This is a genomic window from Pollutimonas bauzanensis (assembly GCF_900129885.1).
In the GTDB taxonomy this organism is placed as follows: Bacteria; Pseudomonadota; Gammaproteobacteria; order Burkholderiales; family Burkholderiaceae_B; genus Pollutimonas; species Pollutimonas bauzanensis.
Genome location: NZ_FQXE01000012.1, coordinates 160,504 through 173,760, shown reverse-complemented (window position 1 = coordinate 173,760; position 13,257 = coordinate 160,504). Strand labels below are relative to the sequence as shown.

Below are 13,257 nucleotides of genomic sequence, written 5' to 3'. Positions count from 1 at the left end.
GCAGCCCCCACATGGTCCGCGCCCTGTTCCAGGGCATCCTGCCCCCCGCCTTGCTGGCCATGCTGGATCTGGACACCCTGGAGCCGCTACCCACCAACTACGTCAGCGGCTGGCAGCGCGATCGGCGCGGCGATCTGGTCTGGCGCGTACGGCGGCGCGACGGCATCATGCTGTATCTGCTGATCCTCCTGGAACACCAGTCCGATCAGGACCGGATCATGGGCATACGCATCATGGGCTACAGCGCGCTGCTGTACGAGGACATCACCATGCGCGACTTGGTGCAGCCGCCGCCGCAGCGCTTGCCGCCGGTGCTGCCCATCGTGCTGTACAGCGGGGAATCGCGCTGGACCGCGCCGACACGGGTCGCTGATCTGATGGACGAGGCGCCACCGGTATTGCAGCCCTACCAGCCCGACATGCGCTATCTGGTGCTGGACGAAGGCGCGCTGGTGGAGCAGGGCGGGCTGCCTGGCGACAATCTGGCCGGCCTGCTGTTCCGGCTGGAACACAGTCAGGGGATTGAGCAAACACAGGAATTGCTGCAAACTATATTGCGGTTGACGCGCCGGCCGCAATACCGTGAACTGCGCCGCGCCTTCGGCGGCTGGGTGCGTCACGTCTTGTTTGCCCGTGCGCTGCCGCAGGCCGCAAACCTGCCGGACAGCGACGATCTTCAGGAGATATCGACCATGCTGACAACACATTCAAAAAAAGACTGGGGCTACCAGTGGAGGCAGGAAGGCGCCGCCGACATGCTGGAACGGCAGATGACCCGCAAGTTCGGCTCCCTTCCCGACACCATGCGGCAACGCCTGCGCGAGGCCAGCGGCGAACAACTGGAGGCATGGTCCTTGAACGTGCTGGACGCCGCCGGTCTGGAGGATGTATTCGATCGTGGCAGTATATGAGCTCCGTGGGCCTGTTTGGCGTCCGGTTCCCTGTATAGGCACTCCAACCGGCAGAAGGCGGTTTTGTCTTGGGGCGGACCGGGAGCAAAGAACCCATAGGGGGACGGACTTTGCTGAACCGCTGCCGAGCGCATAGCGTTGTAAACCCGCCTCATTGCCAGGCAGTAATGAGAATCATTGTTAATATGTCGAATTCGGTTCACCTTCGGCCCTGTTTGTCATGTCCCGCTCACCTATGCCCCCGAAAGGCTGGCTCGCTCATTACAGCGAGCTGGTCAATACATGGGCGAAGCGTTCGAGCTCCCGCCAGAATGCCGAGGACGCGGCCCACGATAGCATTGTGCAACTGCTAGCGATGGACGCATCTGCCATCGAGAACCCGCGCGGCTATCTGCATCGCAGCGTGCGCAACCGCCTGACGGATGTGCATAGGCGCGATCAGGTGCTGGATGTGTTGTCTTTGGACGAGCTGCAGGAAGCCGATCATCCGCTACTGACGGATCCCGATGCCCACGCGCGCACGGCGCAGTTGCTCGCGTCGCTGAAAGAGGCCTTGATCGAATTGCCGCTGAAGTGCAGGCAAGTGTTCCTCTGGCACAAGCTGGAAGGCTATACACAGGAAGAAATTGCGCAGCGCCTGGGTATTTCCGTCAGTATGGTCGAGAAATATATGATCAGGGCGGCCGGGCATTTACGCAATCGCTTACAACATTATGCCTCGCATTGATTCAGGGTTTTGGCCTTCTCAAACGTCTTATTCAATGAAGGGCCCGCAAATTGGCGCGGATGCCAAGCAGCTTCCTACATCCCAGATTCCATGAACGACAACACGCCTCATTTACCAAACGACCCCCGCGAAGCCGCGGCCTATTGGTTCGCTCGCGTGCATTCGGGCAGGTTCACTCTGGCTGAAAAGCAGCAGTTCGGCCAGTGGCGCGAGGCGGACAGCCGTCATGAACACGAATACCGGGCAATCGACGAGATATGGCAGGCCGCCAGCCTGATTGCCGAAGACGAGTTGCGTGAGCTGCTGGAGGCGCCGCAATCGCATGGCGGTTCCAGGCCCCGCCTTTCGCGGCGGCAATGGATTGCGGGCGGGGCCGCCGCCTGTGCCGCGGCGCTTGTGGCGGGCGTCGGTCTTCCGCGTGCCTTGACGGGCAGTCCGTCCTTCGAAGCCGAGTACGCGACGGTCGCTGGCGAGCAGCGATCGGAAACCTTGCCCGACGGCTCCGTGCTGGAACTGAACACCCGTAGCCGTATCGTTGTTCGTTACTACGATGATCAGCGGCGCGTCGAATTGCTGGAGGGCGAAGTCATGTTCTCCGTGGCGCACAACGCGCGGCAGCCCTTCCTGGTCGATGCCGGCCCAGCGTCTGTTCGAGTCACCGGCACGCAGTTCAATGTGCGGCGCGATGCCGCGCAGGTGGATGTGGCCGTGCAGTCGGGTTCTGTCGAGGTGACCTCCGGGCAGTGGTGGAACAGACACACAGCGACATTGACGGCAAGCCAGCGCACCCATGTCCAACCGGGGGAGCTCGCCGCCGTTGAAGATACGGATATCGCCGCATTGACGGCCTGGCGCCAGGGCAAGGTGGTTTTCAAGGAGCAGCCGCTTGAACGGGTGATTCATGAGATGAATCGCTATCTGGCGTCCCCCATCCGCCTGGCGGACAGCCGGCTGAAAGGCCTGAGCATGACGGGCGTGTTCAATATAAGGGACGCGGATTCCTTTCTGCAGGCATTGCGCACTACGCTGCCAGTCGCTGTCCGTCTGCGAGCCGATGGCGGCGCCGATCTCGCCTTGTTGCGCTGATTGATCGGTCAGAGCCACTTTTTCTTCGAACGCAGTTTATTCATCCGCGCAGCGTGGTTGAGGGGCGCGTGCGCGCAAGTTCCAGAAACGGCAATGAGAACAAAACGCATTGCTGTTACAAAATAGTCGGGTTTTCGATTCAGGGTTTTGCTTGGTTCGCTCGTCGTACTTGATGAGGAGGTGGGTTTGTACGCATAAGCCGCGCCTTCAGGAACCTCAGTACCCAAGGGTTGGCGCTGCGCGCAACCGAAACATTGAATTAGGAAAACTTTCGTGATTGACCCCATTTCCCGCACTCGCGAGGCGCGTGCAACGCATATGGTGCGGAGCCGGTTACCCGCCATACTGACTGCCCTGGCTCTGTCGGCACCTTTTGTCATGGCTCTCATGCCGCAGCAGGCGCAGGCGCAGGAGGCCGCTGTGCAAATCAATATTTCGCAGCAGTCGCTAAGCAATGCGCTGCTGCAGCTGGGGCAGCAAACATCCTTGCAGTTCCTCTATACCTCCGACCTGGTCCGGGGCCTGTCGGCGCCGGCAGTCAGCGGAAACTTGACGCCGGAACAGGCGCTCAATAGGCTGCTGGCGGGTACAGGGATTGAATACTCGCGCGAGGGAAATACGATCAATCTGCGGCGTTCTGTCGACACGGCGCAGTTGGCGCCCGTTACCGTGACCGGCAACGCAGCCGAAGGCGGGCTTCCCGCGCCTTACGCCGGCGGCCAGGTCGCGAGCGGCGGCGGGCTGGGCGTGCTGGGTTCGGCGGATGTGATGGACACGCCTTTCAGCACCACCAACTACACGTCGCAGATGCTTGCGGACCAGCAGGCCCGCACTCTGGCCGACGTGGTCGTCAACGAATCATCGGTGCGCATGATGACGTCCACTGGCAGCTTCAGCGAAGACTTCCAGATCCGCGGCTACAATGTCACCAGCGGTGACGTCGGCCTGAACGGCCTGTATGGCCTGACCTCGTCCAACCGCATGCCGGCCGCCCTCATGGAGCGTGTCGAAGTCCTCAAAGGCCCCGGCACGCTGATGTATGGCATCAGTCCCAATGGCAGCGTCGGCGGCAATATCAATATCGTCACCAAGCGCGCCGGCGATGAACCCCTGACCCGTCTGACCACGACCTACGAAAGCAGGTCGGTCCTGGGAGCGCATCTGGACATGGGCCGCCGCTTCGGCGCGGACAAGCAATGGGGCATCCGCTTCAACGGCGCATATCGCAACGGCGAAACCAGCCTGGACAATGGCCGGCAGAAATTCGGCCTGGGCGCGCTGGCGCTGGACTACCGCTCGCCCACGCTGCGGTGGTCGCTGGATACCTACTCGCAGCGCGAGAACATCGACAACTTCCGCTCGCAGAACGGATTCCGGCCGGGTATCTCGAATATTCCCTCGCCGCCTTCCGGACATCGCGCCATCTATTCCGGCGCGGACCTGATGTCGCGCGACTCGACGGTTGCCTCGCGCCTGGAATACGACGTTTCCGACCGTCTCATGGTTTATGCCGCGGCCGGCTATCGCTACGGCGCCAGCGAACAGGACTTTCCTTCGGCGCGGACCACCAATGCCGTCGATGCGCAGGGCAACTTCCGGGTGCTCAATGCCTGGTATGACGCCTATTCGCGCAACAAGACTGGCGAGGTCGGCGCGCGCACGAACTTCGATACATTCGGGGTCAAGCACGTGGTGAGCCTGTCGGGTTCGATCCTCAAGTCGGAAGCGGGCAGCTTCTTCCTGTCGGCGCCCGCGAGCCAGACGACCGATTCCAATATCTACAACCCCGTGCCGTTGATCCCGATGACCGGCGACCGTGAATCACCCACCAAGACCTCGGAGACCACACTCTCCAGCCTCTCGCTGACCGACACCTTGTCGTTCGCCAACGGCCGGATCCTGATCACCGGCGGCCTGCGCCAGCAGCAAGTGAAGTCGGAGAATTTCAACGCGGCAGGCGGGGTCACTTCGTCCTACGATGAAGACGCCATCTCGCCACTGGCTGGCATCGTCTTGCGGCCACTGGAGAACGTCTCGGTGTACGGCAACTTCACCTCGGGCCTGACCCGCGGCGGTACGGCGCCCGTCGACGCCGCCAATGCCGGACAGGTGTTCGCACCGTACAAGTCCAAGCAGTACGAGGCAGGCGTGAAAGTGGACTGGGACCGCGTCATTACCACCGTTTCCGTGTTCCAGATCGACCGGCCCAATGCCATTACCGATCCGTTCACCAACGTCTATAGCTTCGACGGCGAGCAGCGCAACCGCGGCTTGGAGCTGTCGGCCGTTGGCGAAGTCATGCGCGGCCTGCGCCTGATGGCTAGCGCCACCTTCTATGACGCAAAGCTGCAGCGCACGGCCGGTGGCGTGAACCAGGGCAATAATGCCAACGGCGTGCCCAAGCGCACGTTCAACCTGGGCGCCGACTGGGACCTGCCCTGGGTGTCGGGACTGAGCCTGAATGCGCGCGCCATCCACACCGCGGCGACGCCCTACGACGCGGAGAACACCCTGACGCTGCCGTCGTGGACCCGCTACGACGTGGGCGCGCGGTACCGCACGAAGGTCAGTGGCCATCCGGTCACCTTGCGCGCCACGGTGGAGAACGTGACCAACGAGCGCTACTGGTTGTCCAGCAGCACGCTGCTCACGGTGGGGACTGTGGCGGCGCCGCGCACCGTCCTGCTGTCGGCTGAGGTCGAGTTCTAGCACCGAGGTGTTTGAGCTGCAATAAGCCCATGCGATAGTTTTGCCCGCATGGGCTTATCATCGAGAATGCACTGGAATTGACGTAATGAGAACTATTTGCAATAATTGCGAGCTCTTTACTATCCACTTTCCAAGCCCTTCATGTCTCGCCGCCCCCCACCCGATAAAGGCTGGCTCGCGCATTATCGCGGGCTGATCGGGGCGTGGACGCAACGGCAGACAACTCCGCCGGACGCGCAGGATGCGGCCCACGATGCCGTGGTCGGCATACTCAAGAACAATAGCGCGGGTATTCTCGATCAAGGGGCCTATTTGTTTCGGGCGAGTCAGAATCGGCTATACGGAGAAATCCGCCGGCAGGCCCGTCACGAAATCGTTTCCTTGGATAGCCTTGCGGAAGCGGATCACCCGCAGCTTCACGATCACGACGCGGCGATCCGGGTTTCGCAATTGGCGCTCGCCCTGGAAAAGGCGCTCTCGGAGTTGCCGCTGAAATGCCGCCAGGTATTCCTGTGGAATAAAATCGAAGGCTATACACAAGAGGAAATCGCCAAGAAAATGGGCTTGTCGCAAAGCATGGTTGAAAAATACATGAAGCGGGCCTTGTGCCACGTGCACGATCGCTTGCAAGACTATGCGCCGGATTGATTCCGGAGTTTTTACCGCTACGACGTCTATATAAGGAAGGGATACGTTTTTAGCCTGCCGCAAAAAATCGGATTACGAATCGCGCCATGATGGATTTTAACGACTCGGACATTGCGAAGGCCGCGCGCGATCAAGCCGCACATTGGTTCGCTCGCGCGCGCCTCGGAACGCTGACCCCGCAAGAGCGGCGTGAGTGCGAGGCTTGGCGGGCCGCATCCGCCGAGAATGACAGCCAGTACCGGTCGCTGGAAACGCTTTGGCGCGTGGCCGACGAGTTGCCGCGCGACCGTATGCGGGCTGTGTTGACGCAAACCGAAGCGCTTCGGCCACCCATAGATCAGCGCCGCCGGTTTGCGATGGGGCTGGGAGCCGCTTGTGCCATGGCTTTGGTGGCTGGGGTGGTGGGACCGCAGTGGTGGGCCCCGGCGCCCGAGTACACGGCGCGGCTTGCTTCGGCCAAGGGCGAGCGCAAGCAGTTTGTTTTGCCCGATGGCTCGACCCTCGAATTGAACACCGATACCCACGCCACCGTGGCGTTTTATCCCGGCAAAAGAACCGTGACCCTGGCCGCCGGGGAAATCCTGTTCGCGGTCGATGCGGATCCGTCGCGCCCATTCATTGTCGCTGCCGGAAAGGCGCAGGTCAGCGTAACCGGCACCCGTTTCAATGTGCGCCGCGATGGCGACGATGTGTCGCTGGCCGTGGAAAGTGGTTCGGTCGAGTTCTCGGCCGGTTCGTGGTGGAACCGCAAGGTCGAACGACTGGCGGCCGGGTATGTGGCGCACTACCAAACCGGACAGGGCCTCGAGCCCGCGCATCCGGGCGATGTGGCCATATTGACGGCATGGCAGCGCGGCCGGCTCATCTTCCGGGATTCGCCGCTTTCACAGGTGGTCAACGAATTGAACCGGTATCTATCCCAGCCGCTGCGCATTGCCGATGCGCATCTTGGCCGGCTTCGTATCGCGGGAACATTGGGAATCGACGAGCCCGAATCGGCGCTGGAGGTTTTGCCCGAGATCGCACCGGTTACGGTGCTCAGGCGCACCGACGGCAGCACGGTCATTACTGCGCGCTGATTCAGGGCCACGTCAGTGAATTGGCGCGGCCTTTTATCGCCCGGTTTTTGTTTGTTGATACATCTGGTTTCAATCTATCGTCAGGAAAAGTTCCGGAAAATTTTGCCCGGCAGCGTCTTTATCAGGACGGGATGGATAGGCAGAGCTCTGCATTTTCCCTGCAAATATTCAATTCCCAGGCAAGCATTCTTCGCAAAGGCGTCGAGCGCATTACGCGCGAATATTTTTGGAACGGTTTCATGGTGGACAGACAAGGTTTACGGGCAGCAGGTGTCAAGTCGCGGACTTCAGGCAAAGGCATGAGTGTCAGATGCAATGTTGCGGCTACTATTTTGGCTGTACTGTCGTTCGGTGGCGTACCGGGCAACGTACACGCTCAGGAGTCGCCCGTGCGGATCAACATGCAGGCCCAATCATTGAGTGACGCGCTGATTCAGCTGGGCGAGCAGGCGTCATTGCAAATTTTCTATCTGCCGGAAACGGTGCAGGGGTTGAACGCGCCAGCTGTTGCTGGTTCGCTCACGCCCGATCAGGCATTGCAGCGCCTGCTGGCAGGGACCGGAGTTGAATTCCGGCGCAATGGGACACGTGTTTCCTTGACCCGCGGGCCTGCAGCGGCGGCTCAGTTGGAAGCTGTCAGAGTTGCAGGAAGCCGTTCGCCTACGACGGAAGGTACAAACTCGTACACGACGGATAGTAGCAATACTGCCACGAGGTTAAACTTATCCCTGCGCGAGACGCCTCAGTCGGTCAGCGTCGTGACACACCAACAGATTGAAGACTACAACCTCAACACGCTGCTGGATGTCATGCGCTACACCCCCGGCATGTTCGTTACTGGGCCGGATGGTGTTTCCGATCAGGAGGTCAGCATTCAGTCGCGCGGCTTTGGGGTGGACAATATCCTGATCGATGGCCAGGCCACGGATCGCAGCAACTTCAATATGCGCACCATTTCCGGCGATATGAGCATGTACGATCGGGTTGAGGTGTTGCGCGGCGCAGCCGGCCTTCTGTATGGCGTGGGCAGCCCCTCGGCAGCGGTGAACATGGTGCGCAAGCGTCCCACCGCCGATCCTTTGTTGAACCTCTCCGTTGGCGCGGGTACCCATGACCGCTATTCAGCGATGTTCGATGGTGGCGGCGCAGTCGGGCCCACGGACAATGTGCGCGGCCGGCTAGTGGCCAATTACCAGAACGAGAACGGTTTCGTCGACGTTTCGCGCAGCACCAACCGCAGCCTGTACGGGGTAATGGAATTCGACCTTGGCGAGCGCACTACGCTAGGCCTGGGCGCTTCGTATCAACGCTATCGCGTGGACGGCATCCACGCCGGCACGCCCGCGCATCTGGACGGGACTCCCTTCGATTTGTCGCGCAGCGCCTTCTGGGGCCAGGCATGGTCATCGCAGCAGCGTGAAACCGCTACTTATTTCGCAGACTTGAATCACGATTTTGGCAACGGTTGGAAGTCTAAGGTAAGCGCCATGTACACCACGGGCGAGTCGGACTCGGTCTATCCCTTTTTCAGCCGCATCTCGGGCGATCCGGATCATTTCAGCTTCAGCAGCACCGGCTGGGACTACAGCACGCGCCAGACCAATGTGGAAGCGACCCTGACTGGCCCCTTCCAGCTATTGGGTCGCGAACACGAGATTGTCGTTGGCGCAACCTACCGCAACGAACTCTCAAAGGCGGCCAATCCCTGGGACGATGACGGCAGCTCTTACATAGTCGATCCCTACAATTTCAATCCGCGCATGTCGCCTGGTTCCGGCCTTACGCCAAGCAGCGACCCCATGATGTGGGACAACCGCTCCAAGAATACCGGCATATTTGGCACCACGCGATTCAGCCTCACCGATTCCACCAAGCTGATCCTGGGTGCGCGCCTGGGATGGTACGAACAGCAGGGCACGGGGTGGTACTTCGGCCAGCGCGAATGGGGCGAAGCCGTGCGCCAAAATGCCGAGTTCACTCCTTATGCCGGCATCGTGCAGGATCTGGACGACTGGCATTCCGTTTATGCCAGCTATGCGCAGGTTTTCCAGCCGCAAGGCGCGGTGGATTTCAACGGCGCGCAGCTCGACCCGATGACTGGCACCAACCTGGAAGTCGGTATCAAGGGCGAGTACTTTGACGGTGCACTGAACACCAGCCTGGCGCTATATCAGATCAAGCAGCGCAACCGCGCGGTCGCGGACGACGAAAACTGCCCGGCAGGCGGACCCATATCGTGCTCGCGCGCGGCTGGCGAAGTCGAAAGCAAGGGTATCGACGTTGAGATCAGCGGCGCACTGACGCCTGCGTGGCAGGTGGGTGGCGGCTACACCTACAATGCCGCCCGCTATACCAAGGACAGCAACCCGGCGCGGGTGGGCAAACGCATCAGCGACGAGGTGCCGCGCCACCTGTTCAAGGTGTTCACCAACTATCGACCCGCCGGGGACTGGAATCGCTGGAATTTCGGCGGCTCGGTGTACATGCAAAGCGCGGTATTTGTGGATGATGGCGCCTTCCAGGCGCGTCAGGGCGGATATGCGGTGGTCGGGTTGATGGCCGGCTATCGCGTAAATCAGAACTTCAATCTCGTTTTGAACGTCGATAACCTGTTCGACCGGCGTTATCGCACGGCATTGGGCGCATCATGGGATGGTAGCGGAGTGCGTTACGGCGCGCCGCTGAACGCCATGCTGCGCGCGGAATATCGGATGTAGCGCTTGCGGCTTTCCCCTGGCCGCTGCATCAGGGGAAGCTTTTGAATGGCACTAGCCGGCTCATCACCTTATTCCATTTTTCCCCCCATCGAATTTTCAATGTCTCCTTTCATCGAGTCTGGACTTCATCTTGCCTCATTGGCCGCTGCGGCGCTCTTGCTTGCCAGCGGCAAGACCCTCAAGACCATCCCTATTCACCATGTCTCATAGTTTGCTGAAGCGCCGGCATGGGCGCATAGGGATGCTGGCCGTTGGCCTGGTGGCGCTCGCCGCAGCGTTGCTGTGGTCGCAAGGGCCAGGCAGCCCTCGCTACGATACTGTGGCGGTTTTCCGTTCTGATATCCAGGCCAGGGTCAATGCCATTGGGACGCTGCAGCCGCGCCGCTACGTGGATGTCGGCGCACAAGTTTCCGGCCAGATCACGCGCCTGGCGGTTCAGCCGGGTGATGTGGTCGAGCAGGGCCAATTGCTGGTGGAGATCGACCCCAGCGTGCAGCAGGCGGTGGTCGATGCAGGCCGCGCTGCCATAGCGGGCCTGCGTGCGCAATTGGCTGAACAGCAGGCCGCGCACAAGCTGGCGCGATTGAAGCATGCCCGCCAGCAGCGCATGACGAAAGACGGCTCTACCCGGGAAGAAGATGTGCAGGCTGCCCAAGCCGAATTGGCCTACGCGGTTGCGCGCATTGCGCAGCTGAATGCCCAGATCGATCAGACCCGGGCCAGCCAGCGGGCCGAAGAGGCGAGGCTGGGCTATACCCGCATTTACGCATCCATGGCGGGCACGGTGGTATCGGTCGATGCTCGCGCGGGGCAGACGCTGAACGCGACCTATCAGACGCCGAATATCCTGCGTATCGCCGACCTGTCGGGCATGACCGTCTGGACTGAAGTCTCTGAAGCCGATGTAAGTCGGGTCAAGGCGGGGATGCCGGTATTTTTTACGACTCTGGGCGGCGGTGATGACGCGCCGCGCCGCTGGGAAAGCACGGTGCGTCAAGTATTGCCGACTCCGCCCGTGGTGCCAGTGTCCGAGGGCAGTGCGGCGCCAGCGGCAACGAAGGCGGTGGTCTACACGGTGCTGTTCGATGTCGACAACGCCGATGGCGAGCTGATGCCGCAGATGACGGCGCAGGTGGCCTTTATCACGGCAGAGGTTGAGCAGGCCGTCGCCGTGCCGCTATCTGCATTGCAAAGGGTGGATGGGCAATACCGGGCGCGAGTGCTGAATGCGGGCGGCCAGGCGCAGAGCCGCCCTGTTCGCCTGGGTGTGCGCAGCCGCCACCAAGGCGAGGTCCTGGAAGGTCTGGCCGAAGGCGAGCGCCTGATCACGGCCGAGCATCCCGTCGAGCGAGGCTGGAGCTGGCTGCAATGGTAGGAGCCGCGGCATCCTTGCAAAGCGAGCCCGATCCCGTCCCTCTTATCGAATTGCGCGGCATCCGCAAGCAATATGGCGGCAAGGACGGGGTGCCTGCCGTTGAGGTCCTGCATGGGATTGATCTGAGCGTTCGGGCAGGCGAGTTCGTTGCCATCATGGGGCAGTCCGGCTCGGGCAAGTCCACGCTGATGCATATTCTGGGCTGCCTGGACCGTGCCAGCAGCGGCGCCTATCGCTTCAGTGGCCGGGACGTGTCTACATTGGACGCTGATGCATTGGCGTGGCTGCGCCGCGAGGCGTTCGGTTTCGTGTTTCAGGGTTATCACTTGATCGCGACTGAATCCGCGCGCGAAAACGTGGAAGTGCCAGCCATCTATGCCGGAACATCGACTGATGTGCGTGCCGAGCGCGCTGCCGTCCTTCTGGCACGGCTGGGGCTTTCGGAGCGTCAGAACAACCGGCCCCGCCAGCTCTCGGGCGGCCAGCAGCAGCGGGTGTCGATCGCTCGGGCGCTGATGAACGGCGGCCGCATCATTCTGGCCGACGAACCGACTGGCGCGCTGGATAGCCAAAGCGGCGCCGAGGTCATGGCTTTGTTCCACGAGCTGGCCGATGTTGGGCATACCGTTATCCTGATTACCCATGACAGGCAGGTGGCCGAACAGGCCAGGCGCGTCATCGAGATTCACGACGGGCGTATTGTGGGCGATACGCAGAAGGCGGATCCGGAAGTTGCCGGTGGCGCGGATGAGTCTCGCACACGCGCCTTGCCGGCACTGAATATGAATGCCGCGCACAGCGATCCGGGCGCCGGCTTGGCCGAGCTGCAGGAAGCACTGCGCACCGCCTGGCGCGGCATGCGTATCAATCGCTCGCGCACCTTCCTGACTTTGCTTGGCATCATCATCGGCGTGGCCTCGGTCATTGTCATGCTCGCCATCGGCGAAGGCGCGCGCCAGCGCGTGATGAGCCAGATGGGAGCGCTGGGCACGACCATCATGTACATGGGCAGCCGCGCACCGCCCACCGGCGGACCGCCGGGCATGCTCACCGAGGAAGACCTGGCCGCCATCGGGGAGCTGCCCGACATCCGCCGGGTCATGCCCGTGATCGGCGATCCGCTGACGCTGCGCTACGGCAACGCCAGCCGCGAGGTCTATGTCTTCGCGGCCGATGAGGACATGCCGAGCATCCACCACTGGTCGGTGGGACAGGGGCGTTTTTATACGGACGCCGAAGACCGCGACCTGGCGCCGCTCGTGGTGCTGGGCGCCAAGGCGCGCGCGCACTTCTTTGGCGCAGCCGATCCCGTGGGCGAGCAATTGCTGATCGGCAGCGCGCCTTTCGAAGTGATAGGCGTGATGGCCGAGCGCGGTGCGGATTCCGGCGCTCAGAACTACGACGACATGGTGTTCATTCCCTATCGCACGGGCCGCGCCAGAGTCTATCAGGCGCAGGCCCAGCCGGATTATGTGGTGATGGAGGCGGCGTCCTCCGGTAGCGTGTTGGCCGCCGAAGAGGCCGTGCGCCAGTTGCTGCTGACGCGTCACGGCGGGCGCGAGGACTTCGGGATCGGCAATGCGGCCGCGCGCCTGCAGGCCGAAGCGGCCACCCGGCGCAGCATGACCATGATGCTGGGACTGATCGCCGCCGTGTCGCTGCTGGTGGGCGGCATCGGCGTCATGAATGTCATGCTGATGACGGTCAAGGAGCGCACCCGAGAGATCGGCATTCGCATGGCCACCGGCGCGCGCCAGCGCGACATCCTGCGCCAGTTTCTGACCGAGGCCATGCTGCTCACCGTCGTGGGCGGCGCACTGGGGCTGATCCTGGGCTTATTGATTGGCGCGGCATTGATCGCTGCCGAGGTCCCGCTGGTGTTCTCGGTCACAGCCATGGCCGGGGCGTTCGCTTGCGCAGTGGTCACCGGTGTGCTGTTCGGTTTCATGCCGGCACGCACCGCCGCCCGGCTGGATCCGGTCGTGGCGCTGGCGGGGGAGTGAGT

The 13,257-nt window shown here is 61.9% G+C and carries 9 protein-coding genes; all 9 read left to right on the top strand.

Annotated elements, in window-relative coordinates:
• The coding region (locus BUB23_RS19695; RefSeq protein ID WP_073106660.1) for an Rpn family recombination-promoting nuclease/putative transposase at window positions 1–911 on the top strand (911 nt) is incomplete at its 5' end.
• 220 nt (window positions 912–1,131) lie between these two features.
• On the top strand, window positions 1,132–1,638 hold the full coding sequence (locus BUB23_RS19690; RefSeq protein WP_073106565.1) for a sigma-70 family RNA polymerase sigma factor: 507 nt from the start codon (window positions 1,132–1,134) through the stop codon (window positions 1,636–1,638).
• A 90-nt stretch (window positions 1,639–1,728) separates the two neighbouring features.
• Window positions 1,729–2,724, top strand: a complete 996-nt coding sequence (locus BUB23_RS19685) for a FecR family protein (protein ID WP_073106562.1) — start codon at window positions 1,729–1,731, stop codon at window positions 2,722–2,724.
• Window positions 2,725–3,102: 378 nt separating this feature from the next.
• Window positions 3,103–5,433, top strand: a complete 2,331-nt coding sequence (locus tag BUB23_RS19680) for a TonB-dependent receptor (protein ID WP_245801327.1) — start codon at window positions 3,103–3,105, stop codon at window positions 5,431–5,433.
• 141 nt (window positions 5,434–5,574) lie between these two features.
• The gene (locus tag BUB23_RS19675) at window positions 5,575–6,081 is read left to right on the top strand and encodes an RNA polymerase sigma factor (RefSeq protein WP_073106559.1); all 507 of its coding nucleotides are present in this window, start codon (window positions 5,575–5,577) and stop codon (window positions 6,079–6,081) included.
• A gap of 86 nt (window positions 6,082–6,167) precedes the next feature.
• The gene (locus BUB23_RS19670) at window positions 6,168–7,160 is read left to right on the top strand and encodes a FecR family protein (RefSeq protein ID WP_073106556.1); all 993 of its coding nucleotides are present in this window, start codon (window positions 6,168–6,170) and stop codon (window positions 7,158–7,160) included.
• Window positions 7,161–7,180: 20 nt separating this feature from the next.
• A complete protein-coding gene (locus BUB23_RS19665) occupies window positions 7,181–9,877 on the top strand; it encodes a TonB-dependent siderophore receptor (RefSeq protein ID WP_143161055.1) in 2,697 nt (898 codons plus the stop codon).
• Window positions 9,878–10,076: 199 nt separating this feature from the next.
• Window positions 10,077–11,252, top strand: coding sequence for an efflux RND transporter periplasmic adaptor subunit (locus BUB23_RS19660; protein WP_073106550.1), 1,176 nt, complete (start codon window positions 10,077–10,079; stop codon window positions 11,250–11,252).
• Window positions 11,246–13,255: an ABC transporter permease gene (locus BUB23_RS19655; protein ID WP_073106547.1), complete on the top strand. Its 2,010-nt coding sequence runs from the start codon at window positions 11,246–11,248 to the stop codon at window positions 13,253–13,255. Before BUB23_RS19660 ends, BUB23_RS19655 begins: the two co-directional genes overlap by 7 nt.
• Window positions 13,256–13,257: the final 2 nt, after the last annotated feature.